This window comes from Gordonia sp. IEGM753 (genome assembly GCF_050321825.1).
Taxonomy (GTDB): Bacteria; Pseudomonadota; Gammaproteobacteria; order Pseudomonadales; family Pseudomonadaceae; genus Aquipseudomonas.
The window spans coordinates 283134-306078 of record NZ_JBNQGB010000005.1; the positions used below are offsets into that span (position 1 = coordinate 283134).

At 58.2% G+C, this 22945-nt stretch carries 27 protein-coding genes; 16 read left to right on the top strand and 11 right to left on the bottom strand.

Annotated features, from left to right (window positions below):
• Position 1 precedes the first annotated feature (1 nt).
• The 3 genes from ACQR3R_RS23655 to ACQR3R_RS23665 all read left to right on the top strand — a co-directional run bounded on the left by ACQR3R_RS23655 (position 2) and on the right by ACQR3R_RS23665 (position 2028).
• On the top strand, positions 2-607 hold the full coding sequence (locus tag ACQR3R_RS23655) for a GDSL-type esterase/lipase family protein (RefSeq protein WP_428275920.1): 606 nt from the start codon (positions 2-4) through the stop codon (positions 605-607).
• Positions 608-663: 56 nt separating this feature from the next.
• Positions 664-957, top strand: coding sequence for a hypothetical protein (locus ACQR3R_RS23660; RefSeq protein WP_028619979.1), 294 nt, complete (start codon positions 664-666; stop codon positions 955-957).
• A gap of 99 nt (positions 958-1056) precedes the next feature.
• A complete protein-coding gene (locus ACQR3R_RS23665) occupies positions 1057-2028 on the top strand; it encodes a L,D-transpeptidase family protein (RefSeq protein WP_428275922.1) in 972 nt (323 codons plus the stop codon).
• 121 nt (positions 2029-2149) lie between these two features.
• On the opposite strand, the gene oprI is transcribed toward ACQR3R_RS23665, so the two are convergent.
• On the bottom strand, positions 2150-2401 hold the full coding sequence (gene oprI / locus ACQR3R_RS23670; protein ID WP_003199355.1) for an outer membrane lipoprotei OprI: 252 nt from the start codon (positions 2399-2401) through the stop codon (positions 2150-2152).
• A 636-nt stretch (positions 2402-3037) separates the two neighbouring features.
• Here oprI and ACQR3R_RS23675 point away from each other — a divergent pair.
• A complete protein-coding gene (locus ACQR3R_RS23675; protein ID WP_019692933.1) occupies positions 3038-3319 on the top strand; it encodes a GNAT family N-acetyltransferase in 282 nt (93 codons plus the stop codon).
• Positions 3320-3384: 65 nt separating this feature from the next.
• On the opposite strand, the gene ACQR3R_RS23680 is transcribed toward ACQR3R_RS23675, so the two are convergent.
• Both ACQR3R_RS23680 and ACQR3R_RS23685 read right to left on the bottom strand, forming a co-directional pair.
• Positions 3385-4461: a 3-deoxy-7-phosphoheptulonate synthase gene (locus ACQR3R_RS23680; RefSeq protein WP_428275926.1), complete on the bottom strand. Its 1077-nt coding sequence runs from the start codon at positions 4459-4461 to the stop codon at positions 3385-3387.
• Between the two features lie 129 nt (positions 4462-4590).
• Entirely contained in the window at positions 4591-5034 is a 444-nt protein-coding gene (locus tag ACQR3R_RS23685; RefSeq protein ID WP_428275928.1) for a PilZ domain-containing protein, read from the bottom strand.
• Between ACQR3R_RS23685 and ACQR3R_RS23690 the strand changes: the two genes are divergently transcribed.
• The 5 genes from ACQR3R_RS23690 to cysB all read left to right on the top strand — a co-directional run bounded on the left by ACQR3R_RS23690 (position 5033) and on the right by cysB (position 8989).
• On the top strand, positions 5033-5419 hold the full coding sequence (locus ACQR3R_RS23690; protein ID WP_428275930.1) for a thioredoxin family protein: 387 nt from the start codon (positions 5033-5035) through the stop codon (positions 5417-5419). The genes ACQR3R_RS23685 and ACQR3R_RS23690 overlap by 2 nt on opposite strands.
• The gene (locus ACQR3R_RS23695; RefSeq protein ID WP_428275932.1) at positions 5416-6372 is read left to right on the top strand and encodes a putative 2-dehydropantoate 2-reductase; all 957 of its coding nucleotides are present in this window, start codon (positions 5416-5418) and stop codon (positions 6370-6372) included. Before ACQR3R_RS23690 ends, ACQR3R_RS23695 begins: the two co-directional genes overlap by 4 nt.
• Positions 6373-6398: 26 nt before the next feature.
• Positions 6399-7304 carry a 5'-nucleotidase gene (locus ACQR3R_RS23700; protein WP_428275934.1) on the top strand — a complete coding sequence of 302 codons (906 nt, stop codon included), beginning with the start codon at positions 6399-6401 and terminating at the stop codon, positions 7302-7304.
• 94 nt (positions 7305-7398) lie between these two features.
• Positions 7399-7902, top strand: coding sequence for a universal stress protein (locus ACQR3R_RS23705; RefSeq protein WP_428275936.1), 504 nt, complete (start codon positions 7399-7401; stop codon positions 7900-7902).
• Positions 7903-8014: 112 nt separating this feature from the next.
• Positions 8015-8989 carry an HTH-type transcriptional regulator CysB gene (gene cysB / locus ACQR3R_RS23710; protein WP_428275938.1) on the top strand — a complete coding sequence of 325 codons (975 nt, stop codon included), beginning with the start codon at positions 8015-8017 and terminating at the stop codon, positions 8987-8989.
• 6 nt (positions 8990-8995) lie between these two features.
• Here the strand turns inward: cysB and ACQR3R_RS23715 are convergent, their stop codons facing one another.
• Positions 8996-9478: a GreA/GreB family elongation factor gene (locus ACQR3R_RS23715; protein WP_428275940.1), complete on the bottom strand. Its 483-nt coding sequence runs from the start codon at positions 9476-9478 to the stop codon at positions 8996-8998.
• A gap of 2 nt (positions 9479-9480) precedes the next feature.
• Positions 9481-9891, bottom strand: a complete 411-nt coding sequence (locus ACQR3R_RS23720) for a hypothetical protein (protein ID WP_428275942.1) — start codon at positions 9889-9891, stop codon at positions 9481-9483.
• A 123-nt stretch (positions 9892-10014) separates the two neighbouring features.
• On the opposite strand from ACQR3R_RS23720, the gene earP reads away from it, so the two are divergent.
• Both earP and ACQR3R_RS23730 read left to right on the top strand, forming a co-directional pair.
• The gene (earP, locus tag ACQR3R_RS23725; protein WP_428275944.1) at positions 10015-11157 is read left to right on the top strand and encodes an elongation factor P maturation arginine rhamnosyltransferase EarP; all 1143 of its coding nucleotides are present in this window, start codon (positions 10015-10017) and stop codon (positions 11155-11157) included.
• A 48-nt stretch (positions 11158-11205) separates the two neighbouring features.
• Entirely contained in the window at positions 11206-11775 is a 570-nt protein-coding gene (locus ACQR3R_RS23730; protein ID WP_028619992.1) for an elongation factor P, read from the top strand.
• 62 nt (positions 11776-11837) lie between these two features.
• On the opposite strand, the gene ACQR3R_RS23735 is transcribed toward ACQR3R_RS23730, so the two are convergent.
• From ACQR3R_RS23735 to ACQR3R_RS23745, 3 genes are all read right to left on the bottom strand, one after another.
• A complete protein-coding gene (locus ACQR3R_RS23735) occupies positions 11838-12257 on the bottom strand; it encodes an Ohr family peroxiredoxin (protein WP_428275947.1) in 420 nt (139 codons plus the stop codon).
• A 149-nt stretch (positions 12258-12406) separates the two neighbouring features.
• Positions 12407-12868, bottom strand: a complete 462-nt coding sequence (locus ACQR3R_RS23740; protein ID WP_428275949.1) for a transcriptional regulator, SarA/Rot family — start codon at positions 12866-12868, stop codon at positions 12407-12409.
• Positions 12869-12934: 66 nt separating this feature from the next.
• Entirely contained in the window at positions 12935-13891 is a 957-nt protein-coding gene (locus tag ACQR3R_RS23745; protein ID WP_428275951.1) for a LysR substrate-binding domain-containing protein, read from the bottom strand.
• A 108-nt stretch (positions 13892-13999) separates the two neighbouring features.
• Here ACQR3R_RS23745 and ACQR3R_RS23750 point away from each other — a divergent pair, with 108 nt between their 5' ends.
• Entirely contained in the window at positions 14000-14749 is a 750-nt protein-coding gene (locus tag ACQR3R_RS23750; RefSeq protein ID WP_428275953.1) for a TSUP family transporter, read from the top strand.
• Here the strand turns inward: ACQR3R_RS23750 and ACQR3R_RS23755 are convergent.
• Positions 14739-15593: a LysR substrate-binding domain-containing protein gene (locus ACQR3R_RS23755; protein ID WP_428275955.1), complete on the bottom strand. Its 855-nt coding sequence runs from the start codon at positions 15591-15593 to the stop codon at positions 14739-14741. The two genes, ACQR3R_RS23750 and ACQR3R_RS23755, sit on opposite strands and share 11 nt — an antisense overlap.
• 96 nt (positions 15594-15689) lie before the next feature.
• On the opposite strand from ACQR3R_RS23755, the gene ACQR3R_RS23760 reads away from it, so the two are divergent.
• Both ACQR3R_RS23760 and ACQR3R_RS23765 read left to right on the top strand, forming a co-directional pair.
• Complete coding sequence (locus ACQR3R_RS23760) at positions 15690-15905, top strand: YjiS-like domain-containing protein (RefSeq protein ID WP_428275957.1); 216 nt, start codon at positions 15690-15692, stop codon at positions 15903-15905.
• Positions 15906-15969: 64 nt separating this feature from the next.
• Positions 15970-17199: a DNA glycosylase AlkZ-like family protein gene (locus ACQR3R_RS23765; protein ID WP_428275959.1), complete on the top strand. Its 1230-nt coding sequence runs from the start codon at positions 15970-15972 to the stop codon at positions 17197-17199.
• Positions 17200-17561: 362 nt separating this feature from the next.
• Here the strand turns inward: ACQR3R_RS23765 and ACQR3R_RS23770 are convergent, their stop codons facing one another.
• Positions 17562-18908: a class II 3-deoxy-7-phosphoheptulonate synthase gene (locus tag ACQR3R_RS23770; protein ID WP_428275961.1), complete on the bottom strand. Its 1347-nt coding sequence runs from the start codon at positions 18906-18908 to the stop codon at positions 17562-17564.
• Positions 18909-19067: 159 nt separating this feature from the next.
• Here ACQR3R_RS23770 and ACQR3R_RS23775 point away from each other — a divergent pair, with 159 nt between their 5' ends.
• Positions 19068-19823 carry a spermine/spermidine synthase domain-containing protein gene (locus ACQR3R_RS23775; protein ID WP_428275963.1) on the top strand — a complete coding sequence of 252 codons (756 nt, stop codon included), beginning with the start codon at positions 19068-19070 and terminating at the stop codon, positions 19821-19823.
• A 211-nt stretch (positions 19824-20034) separates the two neighbouring features.
• On the opposite strand, the gene ACQR3R_RS23780 is transcribed toward ACQR3R_RS23775, so the two are convergent.
• Positions 20035-20826 (bottom strand): crotonase/enoyl-CoA hydratase family protein, encoded by a 792-nt coding sequence (locus tag ACQR3R_RS23780; protein ID WP_428275965.1) that lies wholly within the window; start codon positions 20824-20826, stop codon positions 20035-20037.
• 432 nt (positions 20827-21258) lie between these two features.
• Here ACQR3R_RS23780 and ACQR3R_RS23785 point away from each other — a divergent pair, with 432 nt between their 5' ends.
• Complete coding sequence (locus ACQR3R_RS23785) at positions 21259-22932, top strand: DEAD/DEAH box helicase (RefSeq protein ID WP_428275967.1); 1674 nt, start codon at positions 21259-21261, stop codon at positions 22930-22932.
• The last annotated feature ends 13 nt before the right edge of the window (positions 22933-22945 follow it).

Consider the following 22945-nt stretch of genomic DNA (forward strand, 5'->3'; position numbering starts at 1 on the left):
GATGCGAGTGTGGTTTTTGAGTGCTGGCCTGGCCTTGATGTGCATGGCCCAGAACGCAGCGGCGGGTACAGTCCTGATCGTTGGCGATAGTATCAGCGCGGGTTTCGGCCTGGATACCCGTTTGGGGTGGGTGTCTTTGCTTGAGCAGCGGCTCAAGCGTGAAGGTTTTGACGATAAGGTCGTCAATGCATCCATCAGTGGCGACACCAGTGCAGGCGGCCAGGCGCGGCTACCGGCGCTGCTTGCAGAGCATAAGCCGCAATTGGTGATTCTTGAGTTGGGCGGCAACGATGGCCTGCGAGGAATGCTGCCAACGCAATTGCAACAAAACCTTGCAGCGATGATCGACAGCTCCCGCGCCAGTGGCGCCAAGGTCTTGTTGCTGGGCATGCAATTGCCGCCCAATTATGGCGCCCGCTACACCAAGGCATTCGCCGAGGTTTACGGCAACGTTGCCGATGAGAAAAAGATCGCGCTGGTACCGTTTTTTCTCGACGGTGTGGGCGGCCATCCGGAACTGATGCAGGCGGACGGTCTGCACCCGGCCGTCGGGGCTCAGGACAAGTTACTGGAAAATGTCTGGCCGACACTGAAACCGCTGCTTTGACGCTTTTCTAGTGACGATGTTTCGGCTAAGGTGGCGCCCCCGATTTGGAGCCCCCGATGCCGCGTCCCGCCTGGTCACTTTTTGCCTATCAACTGATCGAGCCTGACGAACAGCTGGACCTGTTCGCCTGCCAGGAAGTGCGGGTGCATCTGGTGACCCGTCAGCTGGAACTGGGCGGCTCGGCAGACCGGACGTTGTGCGGCAGCCTGCTGCCGGCACAACCTCGCTGGTCGACGGTTGACCGCCGTGTGTTTCAGGACCAACGCCTGTGTTCGCTGTGCCGGGCTATTCTGGAATCACAAAAACGCGGCACCTCGCCGATCTGGCCAGAGTTGCGGTTCGAGCTGTAAACGCTTAAAGATAGCTAGCTATCGGCCAACTCCCCGAATTTACGGGCGTCGGTGTACAATCGCCTTTCATACCCTCTGTTCATGCGAAGGATTTTCCGGATGTTGCCGCGCTTTCCTGTCGTCACCCGCTGCCTGACACTTGCCGCCCTCTGCGTTGCAGGTCCCGTCGCAGCATTGGAGCTGCCCCTGCCACCTCCCGGTGAAGACATCATCGGCCAGGTGCAAGTGATCAAGGCCAAATACGAAGATACCTTCGCCGACCTTGGTACCACCTACGATCTGGGCTACCTGGAAATGGTCGCGGCCAACCCCGGCGTCGATGCCTGGCTGCCGGGTGCGGGGACCGAAATCATTTTGCCAACACGATTCATCCTGCCGCCGGGCCCGCGTGAAGGCATCGTCATCAACCTGGCTGAATACCGCCTGTACTACTACCCGAAAGGCCGGAACGTGGTGTACACCTTCCCGCTGGGCATCGGTCGCGAGGGTTGGGGTTCACCTATCGCTCACACCACCATCACCGCCAAGACGCCCAACCCGACCTGGACCCCTCCAGCGTCGATCAAGGCTGAGCATGCCGCCGATGGCGACCCGTTGCCGAACGTTGTGCCGGCCGGCCCGGACAACCCGTTGGGGCCGTTCAAATTCAACCTGGGCACACCGGGTTACCTTATTCATGGTTCGAACAAGAAGTTCGGTATTGGCATGCGCACCAGCCACGGCTGCTTCCGCATGTTCAACAATAACGTGCTGGAAATGGCCGGCATGGTGCCGGTTGGAACCTCGGTTCGTATTATCAACGACCCCTACAAGTTCGGCATGAGTGGCGGCAAGGTGTACCTCGAAGCGCACACACCGCTGGATGACAATGGCAACCCTTCAGTCGTCGACAAGCACACCGCCGTCATCAACGCGATGCTCAAGCGTGAGGACATCACTAACAACCTGCGCATGAACTGGGATGTGGTGCGCGACGTGGTAGCCGCTGAAGATGGTTTGCCGGTAGAGATTGCAGTGCCCAATACTTCTGCGCCCATGGTCAGCAGTACGCCGATCGATTTGCAGCAGTAACGCGCGAAAAGAACCCGTCAACGCCAGGTGCGTCGACGGGTTTTTTATTGCCTGTAGAAAACTTCAGGCAATAAAAAGCCGATCCAAAATGGATCGGCTTGATAACAACCCCGAAGGACTATTACTTGCGGCTAGCTTTGTCGAGCATGCGCAGAGCGCGCTCGTTAGCTTCGTCAGCAGTCTGTTGTGCTTTTTGAGCAGCAGCCAGAGCTTCATCAGCTTTACGGTACGCTTCGTCTGCACGAGCCTGGGAGCGAGCTGCTGCGTCTTCAGTAGCAGTCAGACGTGCTTCGGTTTCTTTCGATGCGCTGCTGCAACCGGTAGCCAGAACTGCGGCCAGAGCCAGAGCAGAGAATTTCAGAACGTTGTTCATCGTGTTCCCCTTCAAGGACTTTCTATTAAGTAGCTGTCTCCTCGGAGTGAGGAAATAGCCGGCGTACATACTACCCATTACTTGTAGTAAGTAAACTGACGTATAGCAAGATGCTAAAAAATTGTAGGCGTTGATTCTTTTTCGAGCAACTTTTAACTGAGCTGATTAAAAAATATTCAGCTACGAGGCCCGAGCCTGAGCGAGCCGCAGCGAAAAAGTTCCCTGCTGTGATAGCTGTTTTTCGTGTCTGTACTAAAGTATGACTAGATAGACTCGTCTACACTTTTGTTCGCGATTTGAGCAACAGCTCTCATATCTTTCGCCTAGTTGAGGTGACTTTAAGAAAGGGCGCTCGTCTTAAGTCTCAACATCCGGCAATGTTCAGGCTTCGACCCGATGAAATCTGTGGTCGAGGCATTTTTGCGTAACCCGCAGCTGCACCCGCCAACCGGCGTCATGACGAGCGTACCTTGAGCATTTGTGCCATTGGTGCCTACTATTTGATACGTGCCCGGTTGCCCAAATTGGGTGCGACTTGTTCAGTGTCCATTCAGGCACAGGGTGGCGTAGATGTTCCTTCGCCGGAAAAACATCGGTAAGGTAGGGGTCAGAATCCAAGACCCGCGAGGAGTAGTGATGAGCGAGGCGTTGTCCATCCACCATGACCAGGCTGGTCATCAGTTCGAGACCAATGTGGACGGTCATCGTGCCTACCTGACCTATATGGATCTGGGGAAACAGACCCTGGATATCTATCGCACGTTCGTGCCGAACGCGCTGCGTGGTCGCGGAATTGCTGCGGCATTGACCGAGCAGGCGCTGCAATACGCCGAGGAAATGGGCTACACAGTCATTCCGTCGTGCTCCTACGTGGAGCGCTACATGGAGCGTCACCAGCGGCACGCTGCCAAGTTGTGAGCGAAAATGAGGCATAAAAAAAACGCCGGGCTTAGCCCGGCGTTTTTGTGTGCAGCCAACGGCGATCAGTGACGATCGCGTTTTGGCAGCACGTCCTTGAGCTTGGCGTGCATGCTGCGCAAGGTGTTTTCGGTGGCAGACCAATCGATGCAGGCATCGGTGATCGACACGCCGTATTGCAGGTCGGCGAGGTCTTTTGGAATCGCCTGGCAACCCCAGTTCAAATGGCTTTCAACCATCAGGCCGATAATCGACTGGTTGCCTTCGAGGATCTGGTTGGCAACGTTCTCCATCACCAGCGGCTGCAGGGCCGGGTCCTTGTTGGAGTTGGCGTGGCTGCAATCGACCATGACGTTCGGCTTGATCTTCGCCTTGTTCAGCGCCTGCTCGCACAGTGCAACGCTGACCGAATCGTAGTTCGGCTTGCCGTTACCGCCGCGCAGTACCACGTGACCGTAGGCGTTGCCCTTGGTGGTGACGATCGACACGCCACCTTCCTGGTTGATGCCCAGGAAACGGTGCGGGCTGGAAACCGACTGCAGGGCGTTGATCGCCACGGTCAGGCCGCCATCGGTGCCGTTCTTGAAACCGACCGCCGAAGACAGGCCGGAAGCCATTTCACGGTGAGTCTGCGATTCGGTAGTGCGCGCGCCAATGGCGGACCAACTGATCAGGTCTTGCAAATACTGCGGAGAAATCGGATCGAGGGCTTCAGTTGCGGTCGGCAGGCCCATTTCGGCCAGGTCCAGCAGCAATTGACGGCCGATGTGCAGGCCATCCTGGATCTTGAACGAGTCGTCCAGGTAAGGATCGTTGATCAAGCCTTTCCAGCCGACGGTGGTGCGTGGCTTCTCGAAATACACGCGCATGACCAGATACAGCGTATCGGACACTTCAGCGGCGAGCGTTTTCAGGCGTTCGGCGTATTCGTGGGCAGCCTTGATGTCATGGATCGAGCAAGGCCCGATTACCACAAACAAACGGTGGTCGGTGCCATCAAGAATGTTGCGGATAACTTCGCGACCCTTGGTGACGGTGCGCAGGGCGGCGTCGCTCAGAGGGATATCACGCTTGAGCTGATCGGGAGTGATCAGCGTTTCGTTGGAGGCGACGTTTAGGTCGTTGATCGGTAAATCAGCCATCGTTTACTCGTCAGGTCACGGGTGCCGGCCGCCAGCGAACCCGCGCGGCGGAGCACAGCAAATTTAAGCGCGTCGGGGTGCGGAACCTTAGCGCGTTACACCGTGGCTCGACAATGGGCAGACAGCGGTTTAATCCAGCACAGGCTGCGCAAATGCCTTGCGGACCGTGTCGTGAGAAAACTCGCTGGCATGCTCCTGGACCCATTCGAGTGCCAGTGCCTGGGTTTCCTGCAAATCATTTTGCCCATCATGCAGGCGACAGTAACGTTCGATCTGGCATACCTGCTCGCCCATCCGGGCGCTGAACAGCATCTGTTCGTCAACAAACGCGATGCCCACCAGATACCCGCGCTTGCGTCGCAGGCACCACGCCACGTAACCCAGATAGCGCAAATCGGGGTTGAGCGTGGGGATGCGCACCTCCAGCGCAGTGCCGTGGCGCCAGGCGCGGTGGTAATTGCAAGCCATGCCGCCGAGGCTGATAGTGTGCAGCCGTTGCCGTGAAATACATTCGTGCTTGAGCAACGTCAATTCAACAGGCACATCGTCAGGATGAGGAAGAAAACGTCTCATGAACACGGACTCCATGTGTCGGCCATCTGACAGTGTTTCCCCCAGTATAGTGGTCGAATCCGAGCTGACCGATTTCGACGCCGATCAACGGCTGCTGGCGATGAACGGCGTGTCGCTGGTTATCTTCGTAAGCGTTGGCTGTGCGAGTTGCCGTTACGCCCGTGCGCAATTGCCAGCGCTGGGCTTGGCGGTTGATCGTCTGTGCTGGATCGACGCCGGTAACAATGGCGGTTTGGTGGAGCGTTATCAGGTCTTTCATCTGCCGGCGCTGTTTGTAGTGCGCGACGGCGAGTTCTTCGGTGCACTTGCATCGCGCCTGACCCGTACCGAGCTCAATGCAGCCATCGGTCAGGCGTTGACCACGACAGCAGAGGAGTTGCCATGACACAAGCAGTTGCCAAGCCAACAATCGGCATTATCGGAACCGGCGCCATCGGTGGTTTCTACGGCGTGATGCTGGCGCGAGCAGGCTTCGATGTGCATTTTCTGTTGCGAAGCGAATATTCAGCAGTGGTCGACAATGGCCTGCGGGTCGAGAGCGCACCACACGGCGTGCTCACGCTGAATTCGGTTCAGGCTTACGCGTCTGCTGAAGACATGCCGCCCTGCGACTGGCTGCTGGTGGGCGCCAAGACCACCAGTAACGCGGCGCTCGCGCCAGCGATCATTCAAGCCGCGGCGCCAGGTGCCAAAGTGTTGCTGCTGCAAAATGGCCTGGACGTCGAAGACAGCCTGCGCGAACTGCTTCCTGATTCGCTGCACGTGCTCGGTGGCCTGTGCTACATCTGCGTTCATCGCGCCAGTCCTGGGGTCATTACCCACCAAGCGCTTGGCGCGGTAAATGTGGGCTACCACAGCGGTCCGGCAACCGAGGCGAGCGAACGCGCGGCGATTGTAGAGCAGGGCGCCGCGCTGTTTCGAGCCTCGGGTATCGACTCGCAATCCATGCCGAACCTGCATCAGGCGCGTTGGCAAAAACTGGTCTGGAATGTTCCCTATAATGGCCTTTCGGTATTACTCGGCGCGAGTACCACGCCATTGATGGCCGATGCCGACAGCCGGGAACTGATCAAGGCATTGATGGCCGAAGTGGTTCAGGGCGCTACGGCCTGCGGTCAGGTAATCCCGGCCGGATACGCCGAGCAGTTGTTCCTGATGACCGAAAAGACGCCTGACTATTGGCCGAGCATGTACCACGATTTTCTGCACAAGCGACCGCTGGAACTGGCGGCGATTTATGCCCGGCCATTGGCGGCGGCCAAAGCAGCCGGATGCGAATTGCCGCGAATCGAAGCCTTGTATCGCAGTCTGAGTTTTATTGATCGACGCAATGCCTGAGTCGATCAACCGTTGGGGTAAAGCGCATGGCAAAGGACATAGACGACAAACTGGTGCTGGCGATCTCATCGCGTGCGCTGTTCGATTTGAGTGAAAGCCACAAGGTTTACCTGTCGAGTGGGGTCGAGGCTTACCGGCAGTATCAGATCGAGCACGAGGACGAAATTCTCGAGCCCGGCGATGCATTTCCGCTGGTGCAAAAACTCCTCAATCTTAATACCAGTCTCGGCCGAGCCCGGGTCGAAGTGATCCTGGTGTCACGCAACAGTGCCGACACCGGGCTGCGGGTGTTCAACTCGATCCATCACTATGGCCTGGCGATTTCCCGCGCGGCGTTTGTCGGCGGGCGCAGTCCTTATCCTTACCTTAAAGCCTTCGGGTGTGACCTGTTTCTATCGACCCATGCCGAAGATGTGCGCAGTGCGCTGGATGCCGGATTCGCGGCGGCGACCATCCTCTCGGGCGGTGCCAGCCGTGCCGCCAGCGATGAACTGCGCATCGCTTTCGATGGTGACGCGGTGTTGTTTTCCGATGAATCAGAACGCGTTTACCAGTCCGGTGGACTGGAAGCGTTTCAAGCAAGCGAACGAGAGTCGGCCCGTGAACCGCTGCGCGGCGGTCCGTTCAAGGGGTTTCTTGCGGCGCTTAATCTGTTGCAGCGCGAGTTTCCCGACGATGCGTGTCCGATCCGCACCGCGCTGGTGACGGCACGCTCGGCGCCGGCGCATGAGCGAGTGATTCGCACATTGCGCGAATGGGATATTCGTCTGGACGAATCGTTGTTCCTCGGTGGATTGACCAAATCGGCGTTTCTCGAAGCCTTCGCCGCCGATGTATTTTTCGACGATCAGGCGGGACATTGCGAACTGGCGCGCGAGGTGGTCGCCACCGGTCACGTGCCGCACGGCATAAGCAACGAGCAAAAAGTTTAAGCCCACGGTTCAACGCGTTACACCAAACGTCGTACTCGCCAAGGCACTGCTAAGCTGAATCCATCTCCGCCATGTTGGCATTCGAGGAGGTCACATGATTCGCTCGATGCTGTATGCCACTGACCTCGGCCTGTATGCACCCTTGGTGATGCAGCATGCCTTGGCGATGGCCCGTACGTTCAATGCCGATCTGTATGTGGTGCACGCGGTTGAGCCCATGGGCTTATTTGCTGAATCGGTGCTTCAAAGTTACCTCGATGAACAGGCACTCAGCGATTTCCACAGCCAAGGGCTGAACACGGTGATTGCCAGTATCGAGCAGCGTGTGCTCGATAGCTTTCGTGAAGAACTGGGGGACGAGGGCCAGCAGGACCTGGAGCGAATCAAAACCGTGCGGGTGGTTCAGGGTGATCCTTCGCAAGTGATTCTCGACCAGGCGCAGAAACTCTCGGTGGATTTGCTGATCGTAGGAAGTCACAGCCACAGCGTAGGTGCTGACACGCCTTTGGGTCGCACTGCTTCACGGGTGTTGCAGTTGTCACCAGTGCCGGTTTACCTGGTGCCTTTGGTTGAACGTCGCCGGCAGGGAGACCGCTAGGACACGAATATTGGCATCTTGATAAAAAGTTCTAGATTTATTGCTCAAACCATTAATATAGTTATATACCGTCGCTGATGCCCGTGGCGTCTACCTGCTTTGAGGGATACATATGAAGCTTCAACAATTGCGCTACATCTGGGAAGTGGCGCACCACGACCTCAACGTTTCCGCTACAGCCCAAAGTCTTTACACATCGCAACCTGGCATCAGCAAGCAGATCCGTCTGCTGGAAGACGAATTGGGGGTCGAGGTTTTCGCTCGCAGCGGCAAGCACCTGACACGCGTCACCCCGGCTGGCGAGCGCATCATCACCACCGCCGGCGAGATCCTGCGCAAAGTTGAAAGCATCAAGCAGATTGCCCAGGAGTTCTCCAACGAGAAAAAAGGCACCCTGTCGATTGCCACCACCCACACGCAAGCGCGTTATGCATTGCCGCCGGTGATCAGCAATTTCATCAAGCAATACCCCGACGTAGCCCTGCACATGCACCAAGGGTCGCCGATGCAGATCGCCGAAATGGCCGCTGATGGCACCGTCGATTTCGCCATTGCCACCGAAGCGCTGGAGCTGTTCGGTGATCTGGTGATGATGCCGTGCTACCGCTGGAACCGCTGCGTAGTCGTGCCTCAGGGCCACCCGCTGACCAAGGTATCGAAGCTGACCCTCGAAGCGCTGGCCGAATACCCGATCGTGACTTACGTGTTCGGTTTCACCGGTCGCTCCAAACTCGATGAAGCCTTCAGTCATCGCGGCCTGACGCCAAAAGTGGTGTTCACCGCAGCCGATGCCGACGTGATCAAAACGTATGTACGCCTGGGTCTGGGCGTGGGCATCGTGGCGAAAATGGCGGTCGACGCCAAACTCGACAGTGACCTGGTAATGCTCGATGCCAGCGATTTGTTCGAGTCCAGTGTTACCAAGATTGGCTTTCGTCGCGGCACCTTCCTGCGCGGTTTCATGTGCGACTTCATCGAGAAGTTCGCCCCACACCTGACGCGTGAAGTAATGGCAAAAGCCATTGCGTGCCACAACAAGCAGGAGCTCGAAGACCTGTTCGACGGCGTCGAACTGCCGGTCCACTGATTGTTTTCAGATCACCTCGGTAACAGCAAACTGTTGCCGAGCGCCCGCCACGGAAATCTCTACCTCATCGCCTTCGAACTTGCCCAACAGGCTTTTGCCCAGTGGCGAGCGCGGGGTGATGACGGTGATCGGCTGCCCGACCACGTCAATTTTCAATCCGGCCGCATCGGGTGCCAGGAATAGCCACTGTTCGCGACCGTTCTGGTCTTCGAGCCCCAACAGTGCGCCGACTTCAATGCCGCGTTGATCATCGTAGGGACGCAGCGTCAGGTTCTGGCAAAGCGTTAACGACTGTCTGATTTCCTCTACGCGTTTCGCTTGCCCTGCGGCCAGGTATGACGCTTCGAGCCCCAACGTGTCGTACTTGTTTTCGGCGATGTTTTCTTCGTGGGTCGCGGTTTCGTAAGCGGTTTGCGCAGCACGTTCGGCGATGTCGAGATCGATCCGCAGCTTGTCGATAATCAATTGGTGGACGGTTTGCTTGTTCATGATCAATCGCAGAATTGCAGAACGTTGGCGCGGCTTTTTTCGCTCGGCGCGGTCTGGTCCTGTTGCAGCCAGAATTGGCATTTCGGATTAGCCAGGTTACGGCGGGTGCTGCGAGCCTGATCAAGTCGCTGTTGCTGCTCGCTCTTGCGCAGGTTCTCTTCGTACTGCTGGAACAACGGGCTCTGCGGCGGGATATCCGGCGCCGGTTGCACGATGACCGGTGGCTTGGCCATTTGCTCCACGGCTGCGGCCACAGGTGCCAGTTGCTCGCTGAACAGCAGGCGCGACGCCAGCCAGAGGGTTAGTGCAATCGCCAAAAAACCAAGCCATATGCCCAAGGCAATACTGCCGGTCAGTTGCAGCGCGTTCAGTCGAACCGGCAACGGTCGGCGTGGATTGGGACGGTAGGGCATGGCTGCCTCCTGGCGGTGGTCGCGGGCGATCGGCGATTGTCGCATGAAGATTAATCGGCGTCGGCTCTTCTGTACGCGGTAATTTATGCGGACAATCGGCGCCTTTGCCAACGGGAGCCTGGAATGCCTGAAATGAAAACCCGCTGGGATATCTTTTGCATCGTGGTCGACAACTTTGGCGATATCGGTGTTACCTGGCGTCTCGCCCGGCAACTGGTCGCCGAGCATTCGGTGGCGGTGTGCCTATGGGTTGACGACTTGCGAGCGTTCGAGCGGCTGTGCCCGGACATCGACATCAACCTGTCGCAGCAGTGGCAGCAAGGTGTCGAAGTTCGCCAATGGCCAACCGATTGGCAGCCAGTTGCCGCGGCAGACGTGGCGATTGCCGCGTTTGCCTGCCAGTTACCGGCGGATTACAGGGACGCAATGGCCTCACGGGCGATACCGCCACTCTGGTTGAATCTCGATTATTTGAGCGCCGAGGACTGGGTCGTGGGCTGCCATGGCTTGCCTTCGGTGAAGTACAAGAGCGTACAGAAGTTCTTTTTCTTCCCCGGTTTCCAGAAGGGTACCGGCGGTTTGTTACGTGAAAAGGGCCTGCTGGAGCGGCGTCGGCAATTTCAACAGAACCCCGATGCCCAGCGCCAATTCCTGCAAGGGTTAGGCGTTGATCGCGCGCAAGATGCACAGCTGATTTCGTTGTTTGCCTATGAAAATACCGGGCTGGCAACCTGGCTGGACACCATGGCCGCGGACTCCACGCCCACTCATCTGCTGGTGCCTGAAGGGCGGATTCTCGGTGATGTCGGGCGATGGCTTGGCATCGACGGTTTGGTTGCGGGCGATTTGCAGGTGCGTGATGCCTTGACCGTGCAGGTGCTGCCGTTCGTCCGACAGGATCAATATGATCTGCTGTTGTGGTGCTGCGATTTCAACGCGGTACGCGGCGAAGATTCGTTCGTGCGGGCTCAATGGGCGGGACGGCCGCTGCTGTGGCACATCTATCGTCAGGATGAAGACATCCACCTGGATAAGCTCGAGGCGTTTCTGACGCTGTACACAAGAGGCCTGTCGGAAGCTGCCAGCCAGGCGATCAGTGGTCTTTGGCGTGCCTGGAATGCCGGTGAACCAATGGCCGACCACTGGCAATCGACCCGTGAACAGTGGCCAGAATTAAAAAAACACGCCGAGGCGTGGTGTCTGGAACAGGCCTTGCAGGATGATCTTGCCACGGCGCTGGTACAGTTTTACCGAAATTGGATATGATACGCGGCCTAGATTTTTGTAAATCCCATCCAAATTCGGATATTCGCAATGAAAACTGGTAAAGAACTGAAACCCGGTACCGTGATCCGTCTCGAAAACGATCCTTGGCTGGTTCAGAAAGCTGAATTCACCAAGTCTGGTCGTAACAGCGCAATCATGAAGACCAAGCTGAAAAACCTGCTGACCGGTTACAAGACCGAGATCGTTTACAGCGCCGACGACAAACTGGACGACGTAATCCTCGACCGCAAAGAAGCGACCCTGTCGTTCATCAGCGGCGACACCTACACGTTCATGGACACCACCGACTACACCATGTACGAGCTGAACGCTGAAGACATCGAAGCCGTTCTGCCTTTCGTTGAAGAAGGCATGACCGATGTTTGCGAAGCAATCTTCTTTGAAGAGCGCCTGGTTTCCGTAGAGCTGCCGACCACTATCGTGCGCGTAGTTGACTACACCGAAGGTTCGGCTCGTGGCGACACTTCCGGCAAGGTGATGAAGCCTGCCAAGCTGAGCAACGGTACTGAGCTGCAAGTTGCTGATTTCATCGAAATCGGTGACAAGATCGAGATCGACACCCGCGAAGGCGGTTCCTACAAAGGCCGTGCTAAATAAGCAAAGCTTCAGGAATGAAAAAGCCCGACCATTGAGTCGGGCTTTTTTGTGCGCGTCTGTTTTTAGACCGTGACGTGCAGGCGTACATCAACGTTGCCACGGGTGGCATTGGAGTACGGGCAAACCTGATGCGCGGCGTCTACCAGATTTTGCGCGTCTGCTTGCTCCAGGCCCGGCAGGCTGATGTGCAGGTCGATGTCCAGGCCAAAACCGCCAGGAATCTGACCGATGCCGACATGGGCAGTGATCGAGGCATCGTTCGGGATGCTGCGTTTGGTCTGGCTGGCAACGAATTTCAACGCGCCGATGAAGCAGGCCGAGTAACCGGCGGCGAACAGTTGTTCAGGGTTGGTTGCTGCGCCGCCTGCACCGCCGAGTTCCTTGGGGGTGGCGAGTTTCACATCCAGGATGTTGTCACTCGATACGGCGCGACCGTCACGGCCACCGGTGGAAGTTGCGATTGCGGTGTAAAGAGTTTGCATGGTCAATGCCTCGCTGAAAATTGTATTTGCGCTAAATGTTTGTGCGCTAATTAATTGCCTGATCAATGTATCGCGCAAATATATTGCGCGCAAGATAAATATTTGTGAAGAAATCAGAGCGAGAGGGAGCTCGCTCCTGAAAGGTTTGGTCAGAGGCTGTTTTGCAGATGTTTGCGCAGTTCTTGCAGATCTTTCTGCAGTGTCTGCAATTGAGCCACGGTCTGCCCGCTGGCGCCGAGGATGCACTGGGGAATGCCTCGCGCCTTTTCCCGCAATGCGCGCCCTTGTTCAGTCAGCTCGACAATCACCACACGTTCATCTTCACGGCTGCGTGTGCGGCTCAGCAGGCCTTCCACTTCCAGGCGCTTGAGCAGCGGCGTCAACGAGCCGGGATCGGTCAGTAGCCGGGCGCTGATCTCGCCTACCGTCAAACCGTCCCGCTCCCACAACACCATCATCGCCAGATACTGCGGATAGGTCAGGCCCAGCGCCTGCAGGAGGGGCTTGTAGACCTTGGTCATCATCAGGGAAGTGGAGTGCAGGGCGAAGCACACCTGATTGTTCAGCAACAGGTGGTCACAGTTATCCGGGGTCTTGCTGTCGGTGGTCATGAGGAAACCTTGCTCAATATTTCATGAATCTAGCGGGCGAATGTTTAATGCGCCAGATAATTTTGGCTAGTGGCGGTCGAGGGAGTTTTGCAGCGCCAGGTCCCACGGCGGTATCGGGCTGAAGCGCGTCTTCAGGTATTCCAGCAACAAGCGGCTGCGCGGGTTGGGTTGCTGGGCCAGGCGCAAGGCATAGATGCCGGTGGTTTCTGCGGGTGGCAAGCCGTTTTCACAAAACAGCGGCAGCAGTTCACCGCGCAACAGGTACTCGCTGGCGAGCCAGGTGGGCAAGTGCGCGATGCCCAGTCCGGCCAATGCGCCGCACACCAGCGCCTCGGCGTTGTTGGCACTCATGCGGATGCGTGCCGGACGGTGCAACTGCAATTGGCCGTGCTGTTCGAAACGCCAGGCGAATGGCGGTGCCAGGCCATCCCAATCCAGGCCATCGTGTTCGACCAATTGCGCTGGAGTATCAGGCACGCCGCGAAGCTTCAGATAAGCCGGGCTGGCGCAGGCAATGCGCACCATGCTCGCCAGCGGCGTGGCCACCAACCGCGTATCGGCCATTTGCCCGGCACGCAACACCAGGTCGACTTTGCCCAGGTTCAAGCCCTGCATGTCGACGAAGCTGTCGATCAAGTGCAACTGCACATCGAGGCCGGGGTACAGCATCAGGAAATCCGCGATCACCGGCGCCAGATGTCGACGCCCGAACGCTGCCGGCGCATCAATCCTGATCAGGCCTTCGGGGGCACTGCTGAGCGAAACCGCTTCCGCCCGCGCCAGTCGCAATTCCGCGACAATCCTTTTTGCGCGCTCGGCAAAGGCCAAACCTGCCGGCGTTGCGCGGACCGCGTGGGTACTGCGGATGAACAACTGACTGCCGACGGCGTTCTCCAGGCTATCGATACGCCGTGCCACGGCTGAAGGTGTCAGCGGGTGACGACGGGAGGCCGCGGAGAAGCTGCCGGTCTCCAATACGTCGAGGAACAGGCCCAGTTGCTCGGTCAATAAATTGGGGTTCATGGTCTCGGTGCTTATGCGAAGTTGGCACAGCCATTGTGCGTCGTTGTGCGTTTCCTCGCCAGAGCCGACTGCGTAGGATGAATGTCCTGGCTAAATGGGAATTACGCTGTGATCGAGTTTTTATTGAACCTGGCGTTTGGCGCTGCTTTGGGAACGTTGGGCGGAATATTCGGCATCGGCGGTGGCTTGATTGCCATTCCATTGCTGGGCGTGTTGTTCGGTCTCGATCAACAACTGGCCCAAGGCACGGCGCTGGTCATGGTTGTACCCAACGTCATGCTGGCGCTATGGCGTTACCACCAGCGCAATCGCATCGAGGCGCGCCACGCGTTGCCGTTGGCTGCGACGGGTTTCTGTTTTGCGTGGATGGGTTCGATATGGGCGGTGGGCATTGATTCGCAAACCATGCGCCTGGGGTTCGTTGTTTTTCTGATTGCGCTGGCGGCCTACAACCTGTTGCGAATGTTCACCGCCAACGCCGAGGTGTCGTCGCATATGCGTTACGCCTGGCCTTGGTTGGGCGTGCTCGGCGCGGCGTCCGGCACCATGGGCGGATTGTTCGGTGTCGGCGGGGCGGTGGTGGCGACGCCGGTGTTGACCAGTCTGTTTGGTACCAGCCAGGTCGTCGCACAAGGGTTGTCGTTGGCGCTGGCACTGCCGAGCACCGGTGTCACGCTGGTGACGTATGCAGTGCATCATCAGGTGCAATGGATGATCGGCGTGCCCTTGGCACTCGGCGGTCTGATGAGCATCAGTTGGGGCGTGAAAATCGCCCATGCGATGCCGGAGCGGCTGCTACGTGGTTTGTTCTGTGGCTTCCTGGCGGTGTGCGCGGTGCTGCTCGCGTTTAAAGTTTGAAGCCCTCGACAATATGTTCGGCCAGGCACTCGGTGATCGGCGACGGCGTGTGCAGATTGCGCACCAGCATGATGCTGGCTTCCGGCAACACTGGCAGGTTTTCAGCCTCGCCCAGAATGCGCATGTCGGGGGTGATCAGGCTTTCCAGTTGCGCCGTCACCGCCAACCCGGCGCTGACCACTGCCATGATCGCCGACAGGCTGGAACTGTTATAGGCCACGCGATAATCACGGCCCATCGCATCCAGCGCATTACAGGCCCACAACCTGCAAAAACAGTCACTGTTGAACATCGCCAGCGGTAAGGGCGTTTGTTCGTGGGCATTGAAACACTGTGCCTCAGCCCACACAAAACGCTCCTTGCGCAACAGTTGGCCGATTTCGCTACCCGGTTCGCGAGTGACGATAGACAGGTCCAGGTCCTGGCGTTGCAGCAATTGTTTTGATGATTCGCAATGCACCTCAATCTGCACCAGTGGATAAAACTCGGCGAAGCGCCGCAGAATTCCTGGCAGAAAACGCATGACGTAATCGTCCGGCGTGCCGATGCGCACCATGCCGACCATGTGCGGTTCCCGCAGTGTGTTGAACACCTCGCTGTGCAATTTGAGGATGCGCCGCGCGTACCCCAGCAACACCTGGCCCTCTGCCGTTAGCCGTACTTGCCGACCGTCGCGTTGGAACAACTGGCGCTGCAGCACATCTTCTTCGAGGCGCTTCATCTGCATGCTTACCGCAGACTGCGTGCGATTGACCAATTCACCGGCGCGGGTAAAACCGCCCTGATCGGCGATGGCGACGAAGGTGCGCAACACTTCCGTGTCGATACTGGGGAAGGCAGACATACATCAATCTCCGAGATGTATTGCATAAGAAACATTCGTTGGATTGATCTTAGCGCCGGCGTGACACTTGAGCCATCCCAAACGGAGGGCAACACGATGAAAGGTCAAAAAGGTTTTGTGACGGTAGAAAAACACTCATTTCAATGGGTCGCCGATTTGCTGCACAGGCTGGGGCGCTGGAATGAACTGCGCCGTGAGCGCCACATGCTGGCCGGCATGAGTGATGAAGCATTGAAGGATATCGGCTTGAGTCGTGCCGACGTCGAACATGAAACGATCCGGCCGTTCTGGGATGACCCGATGCATAAATGAGCCATCCATCGCTACACAAACCGTCCCCCGGTGAGGTAGGTTGCGAGCAGACAAGGAGATGCTCATGCCCGCGACACTGTCCTTTTCCATCAAACAGGCTCGGCGTCTGGCGCTGGCTGCCCAAGGATTCAACGGGCGCCAGCCATCGACGGCAACCAAAGCGCTGCACCTCAATCGGCTGATCGAGCGGTTGGGTATTTTGCAGATTGATTCGGTCAACGCCTTGGTGCGCTCGCACTACCTTCCGTTATTTTCCCGTCTCGGTCATTACCCTGCCGATCTGCTCGACCAGGCTGCCTGGAGTCAGGGGCGCCGTCGTACCTTGTTTGAGTATTGGGGGCACGAAGCCTCGTTACTGCCGCTGTCGCTGTACCCGTTGATGCGCTGGCGCATGCAACGTGCAACCCGTGGCGAAGACATCTACCAGCAACTGGCACGTTTCGGGCGCGAGCAGCAGGACACCGTGCGTCGAGTGCTGGCCTCGGTGGAAACGCTCGGCGCGCTGGGTGCCGGCAGCCTGTCGACCCGACAGGAGCGTGCCGGGCCTTGGTGGGACTGGAGCGCTGAGAAAATGGCGCTGGAATGGTTGTTCGCCGCCGGCGAGGTGACGGTTGCCGGGCGGCGCGGGTTTGAGCGGCTCTATGATTTGCCGGAGCGGGTGATTCCTTCGGCCATTCTGCAACAGCCGTTATTGAGTGAAGCCGAGTCTCAACGCGGGCTGTTGCTGCACGCTGCGACGGCGTTAGGAGTCGGGACCGAGAAGGATTTACGAGATTATTTTCGCCTGGGCCCGGCAGACAGTCGTGCGCGTCTTGCGGAACTGGTCGAGGCGGGGCAATTACAGCTGTGTGAAGTCGAAGGTTGGCGGCAAATAGCGTATTGCTTGCCCGAGCCTAAAGTGCCGCGCAAGGTCGACGCCAGTGCGCTGCTGTCGCCGTTCGATTCGCTGATCTGGGAGCGCAGTCGTACCGAGCGTTTGTTTGACTTCCGCTATCGGCTCGAAATTTACACGCCGCAAGACAAACGGGTCTATGGCTATTACGTGCTGCCTTTTTTGCACAATCAGCAAATCGCTGCGCGAGTTGATCTGCGCGCTGAACGGGCCTCGGGCAGGCTGGCGGTGCACGCCGTGCATGAAGAAGAGTCTGGGCTGGATGACGAGGGAATGATGGCGTTGGCAGTCAATCTGCGGCGGATGGCCGATTGGTTGGGGCTGGGGCAGGTCCAGTTGAATTGTCAGCGGGAGAGTGCGGCGCGGTTGCGGGTGGCACTGGCTAACAGTGGTGGTGACTGAGCGGACGCCATCGCTAGCAGTCTAGCTCCCACAGGGTTGTAGTGGTCACAATCTCCCTGTGTGAGCCAGCTCCACAGAGGTGGTCACAATCTGATCTGTAGTAGCCAGCTCCACAAGGTCTTTAGTGTTCACAATCTGATCTGTAGTAGCCAGCTCCCACAGAGGTTTGTAGTGGTCACAATCTTATGTAATAGCCAGCTCCCACAGAGGTCTTTAGTGGTCACAATCTGATCTGTAGTACCCAGCTCCACAGAGGTCTTTAGTGGTCACAATCTGATCTGTAGTAGCCAGCTCCACAGAGGACTGTAGTGGTCACAAATCCCCTGTGGGAGCTAGCCTGCTAGCGATAGGCGCGGCGCGATTTAACGCCGAACCTGCTTGAGCGTCTCAGCAATCAAAAACGCCAATTCCAGTGACTGATCGGCATTCATCCGTGGATCACAATGGGTGTGATACCGATCCGATAATCCATCTTCAGTAATCGGTCGCGCGCCGCCAATGCATTCGGTGACGTTCTGTCCGGTCATCTCGATGTGGATGCCGCCAGCGTAAGTGCCTTCCGCTTCGTGCACCTGGAAGAACTGCTTAACCTCGCCAAGGATCTGCGCAAAATCGCGGGTTTTGTAACCGCTGCTGGCCTTGATGGTGTTGCCGTGCATCGGGTCCGAACTCCACAGCACGTGCTTGCCCTCACGCTGCACCGCGCGGATCAATGCCGGCAAATGATCGCCGACCTTGTTTGCACCCATGCGCGCGATCAGGTTCAAGCGGCCGGGATCGTTGTCCGGGTTAAGCACATCGATCAGGCGGATCAGGTCTTCAGGATTCATGCTCGGGCCGACTTTGACCCCGATCGGGTTGTTCACCCCGCGCAGGAATTCGACGTGAGCACCGTCCAGTTGGCGGGTGCGATCACCGATCCACAGCATATGCGCAGAGCAATCGTAGTAATCGTTGGTCAGGCTGTCGCGACGCACAAAGGCTTCTTCGTAATTGAGCAGCAGCGCTTCGTGGGCGGTGAAGAAACTGGTTTCGCGCAGTTGCGGCGAACTGTCCATGCCACAAGCGCGCATGAACGCCAGGGTTTCATCGATGCGGTCAGCCAGGTGGCTGTACTTTTCCGCCAGTGCCGAATTGGCGATGAAATCCAGGTTCCACTTGTGCACCTGATGCAAGTCGGCAAACCCGCCTTGGGCGAAGGCGCGCAGCAGGTTCAGGGTGGCGGTGGACTGATGATATGACTGCAGCAGGCGTTCCGGATCGGGTACGCGGCTTTTTTCGTCAAAGCCGATGCCGTTGACGATGTCGCCACGGTAGGCGGGCAGCGTGACTCCATCGATGGTTTCGTCGTTGGCCGAACGCGGTTTGGCGAACTGACCGGCCATGCGCCCGACCTTGACCACCGGGCAACCCGCGGCGAAGGTCATGACGATTGCCATTTGCAGCAGTACTTTGAAGGTGTCGCGAATTTTAGCGGCCGAAAACTCGGCAAAGCTTTCGGCGCAATCGCCGCCCTGCAACAGAAACGCGCGGCCTTGGGTGACTTCGGCAAACTGACGGCGCAACTCCCGTGCTTCACCGGCAAACACCAGCGGTGGATAGCTGGCCAGGGTTTGCTCGACGTGCAGCAGGTGCGCTGCGTCGGGGTAGTGGGGTTGTTGCTGGATCGGCAGGGCACGCCAGCTGTCAGGGCTCCAGGGTTGGCTCATCACGGTCTCTGTGGGTTTACGCTCGGACGGCCATGTTATCAGCAATTAGTGCGTGACCTGTTCCCGCCGCTTCAGGGACAATCGCGCCTTTGCCGCTGTACCAGCGGTTTTATTGCGCTGCTTTTTTCATTGCAGGCCCGGTAACCATCAGGAGACGAAATGACTGAGGAGCGCGTCGAGCATCTGCTCGCCGAGGTACAGGACGAGTTTGGCGTGATTCGTGTGCTGGAAGTGGCCGATTACCGATTTCTCGAGTTCGGCGATGCCATCGAGCAGAGCTGTGTGTTCACCGCCGACCCGAGCTGGCTGGAATACGACTACACCCGCGCAATGCTGATCGGGGCGCTGTGCCACGAGCAGCCTGAAAGCGCGCTGTTCCTGGGCCTTGGCGCCGGTACGCTGACCCAGGCTTGCCTCAAGTTCCTGCCGCTGGAAGATGTCGAAGCCATTGAGTTGCGTCCTGACGTGCCGCGTCTGGCCATCGAATACCTTGGGCTGGATGATGACCCTCGGTTGTACATCCGTGTCGGCGATGCGCTGGAACTGCTGGATACCGCCGAGCCGGCCGACCTGATTTTCGTCGACCTTTACACCGATGTCGGGCCAGGCGTTGGGCATCTGGCGTGGAGCTTTCTGGAAAACTGTCAAAAACGCCTGAATCCGGGTGGCTGGCTGGTGATCAACCAATGGGCCACCGACGATGGCAAACCGCTCGGGGCTGCGTTGTTGCGCGGGTTGTATCACCGCCATTATTGGGAGCTACCGGTGAAGGAGGGCAACGTGATTCTGCTGGTGCCTGCGGAGCTGGATCAGGAGCTGGACATGGACGGCTTGGTCGCCCGCGCCGAAGGGCTGGCGCCGCAGTTGGGGTATTCGTTGCAGTCGTTGATCAAGGCGATTCGCCCGGCTACCTGAGCGCGATGAGCACCCTGTAGTGGGGGATTTATCTGCAGTGAAGAGGCTTATCTATGGCGAGGGGATTTATCCCCGTCCGACGCGCGAAGCGGTCGCAAAGCCAGCGAATGCGGTCTGCTTGAATGCTCACGGCGCTCGTTTTGGGGCTGCTTCGCGGCCCAACGGGGATAAATCCCCTCGCCACACAAACTTTCCTAACCCTAGTTAAACGTCAGCATCCTTTGAAAACGCCGGGGCGTTTTTCCAGCATCGACCGCACACCTTCCTTCGCATCCTCACTCGCCAGCAATTTCTTCACCAGCGGCGGCAACCCTTGTGCTGCTGCCGTTTCGCCTTCATAGCGTGCCTGGCGCGCCGACATCAATGTCGCCTGGACTCCCAGCGGCGCTTGCCGGGCAATCCTTTCAGCCAGTTCGATGGCGCGGGGTAACAGGTCTTCGCTGGCCATGACTTCCTGCACCAGGCCCAGGCGCAACGCATCGTGTGCATCGAACTCATCGCCGGTCAGCAGCCAGCGCATGGCGTTGCCCCAGCCGGCGACCTGATGCAGGCGCAGTGTGGCGCCGCCGAACGGGAATATTCCGCGCTGCACTTCTTTCTGCGCGAACCTTGTATTGCTGGCACACAAGTTGATATCGGCGGCCAGCATCAGCTCGATTCCGATGGTCAGGCAATAGCCTTGCGCGGCGATAATCACCGGTTTGCTGACTCTGGGGCCGGCAAACACGCCCCACGGATCGCAGCCGCCCGTTGGCGCTTGCCAGCCTTCGGCCAGCGCCTCGCTGGCGTTCACCAGGTCTAGCCCGGCGGTGAAATGCTCGCCGTGCCCGAACACCACGGCAACCCGGGCTTCGCTGTCCGCCTCGAACTCGCCATAGGCCAGGCTGAGCGCGTTGAGCAGGTCAAGGTCGAACGCATTGCGCTTGGCCACTCGATCCAGGCCGATCAACAGGACATGGCCGTGCCGTTCGCGACTGACTCGACTGGAGCAGGGCTGATTCATGGAGCAATTCCTCGGGCGGGAAGAAGCGGGAAGGTCGATGCCGGGCTGCATGCCCGGGTCGCAAAGGTGAACCGTTTTAGCGCCATCCCCAGCAGGGCCGGGCCTTTGAAAAATAGACTGTCGCACGATAATCCGCAAAGCCTGTGACACAACGGTGTATACGTCAGTTTTCCTACAAATAATGCTCCCTTTTTGGGCGAATTCCGGTATAGTGCGCGCCGGCCTTTAACCGGGCCGCGTTTAGGTAGCGCAATTCCCCGAAGCCAGCTTCGGCTGCACGTCCGCACAGCGGACTCTCCCTTGACGAATCTTTTTCATTCATTCGTTTTCGCAAATCCCCGCCGACAAAGCAGCCAGGGCGACTCTTGAGTCTTACACGGCATGCGCAGCTTTGGAGCATGGGTCTTTGCGGATGCACTTAGAGGCAGACCCATGACCCAGGAAACCGGCGGCTTCGCCGCTTTTAACCTTAATCCGAATATTCTTGCAGCCGTCATCGCGACTGGCTACGAAGAGCCTTCGGCTATTCAGCAGCAATCGATCCCGATCATCATGGCCGGCCACGACATGATTGGCCAAGCGCAAACCGGTACGGGTAAAACCGCCGCTTTCGCCCTGCCGATCCTGCATCGCATCGATCCTGCCAAGCGCGAGCCGCAAGCCCTGATCCTGGCGCCAACCCGTGAGTTGGCGCTGCAAGTAGCAACCGCTTTCGAAACCTACGCCAAGCAAATGCCGGGCGTTACCGTTGTGGCCGTTTACGGCGGCGCCCCTATGGGCCCACAACTGAAAGCAATCCGTAATGGCGCACAGATCGTTGTCGCCACTCCGGGTCGTCTGTGCGACCACCTGCGTCGTGACGAAAAAGTACTGGCAACCGTGAACCACCTGGTTCTCGACGAAGCCGACGAAATGCTCAAACTGGGTTTCATGGACGATCTTGAAGTCATCTTCAAGTCGCTGCCTGCAACCCGCCAGACCGTATTGTTCTCGGCTACCTTGCCGCAGTCGATCCGTGCCATTGCCGAACGCCATCTGCGCGATCCGCAACACGTGAAGATCCAGACCAAGACCCAGACCGTTACCGCGATCGAACAGGCTCACCTGTTGGTTCACGCTGACCAGAAGACCTCGGCTGTATTGAGCCTGCTGGAAGTTGAAGACTTCGATGCCCTGATCATGTTCGTGCGCACCAAGCAAGCGACCCTGGACCTGGCCAGTGCCCTGGAAGCCAAAGGCTACAAAGCCGCTGCGCTGAACGGTGACATTGCTCAGAACCAACGTGAGCGTGTAATCGAATCCCTCAAGGATGGCCGTCTGGACATCGTTGTGGCGACCGACGTTGCTGCTCGTGGCCTGGACGTTCCGCGCATCACTCACGTGTTCAACGTTGACATGCCGTACGACCCGGAATCCTACGTACACCGTATCGGCCGTACTGGCCGTGCCGGTCGCGAAGGTCGTGCGCTGCTGCTGGTGACTCCGCGTGAGCGCCGCATGCTGCAAGTGATCGAGCGTGTGACCGGTCAGAAAGTTGCCGAAGTTCGCCTGCCGGACGCCCAGGCAGTGCTGGATGCTCGCATCAAGAAACTGACCAACAGCCTGTCGCCGCTGGTGGCTGATGCCGAATCGACTCATGGTGATCTGCTGGATCGCCTGACTGCCGACATCGGTTGCAGCCCGCGTGCCCTGGCCGCAGCTTTGCTGCGCAAGGCAACCAACGGTCAAGCATTGACCCTGGCCGCTATCGAGAAAGAACGTCCATTGGTGCCGAACAACGCACCACGTGGCGATCGTCCAGAGCGTACCGGTGATCGTCCGGACCGTGGTGATCGTGAGCGTCGTGCTCCGGTTCCATTGGCTGAAGGCCGTGCTCGTTGCCGTACCGCGCTGGGTGCGCGTGATGGTATCGCTGCTAAAAACCTGCTGGGCGCCATCCTCAACGAGGGTGGTTTGGCTCGTGAAGCTATCGGTCGCATCCAGGTGCGTGACAGCTTCAGCCTCGTCGAGTTGCCGGAAGATGGTCTGGAGAAACTCCTGACCAAGCTCAAGGACACTCGCGTTGCCGGTAAGCAGTTGAAGCTGCGTCGCTACCGCGAAGATTGATCTGCTCTTGAGC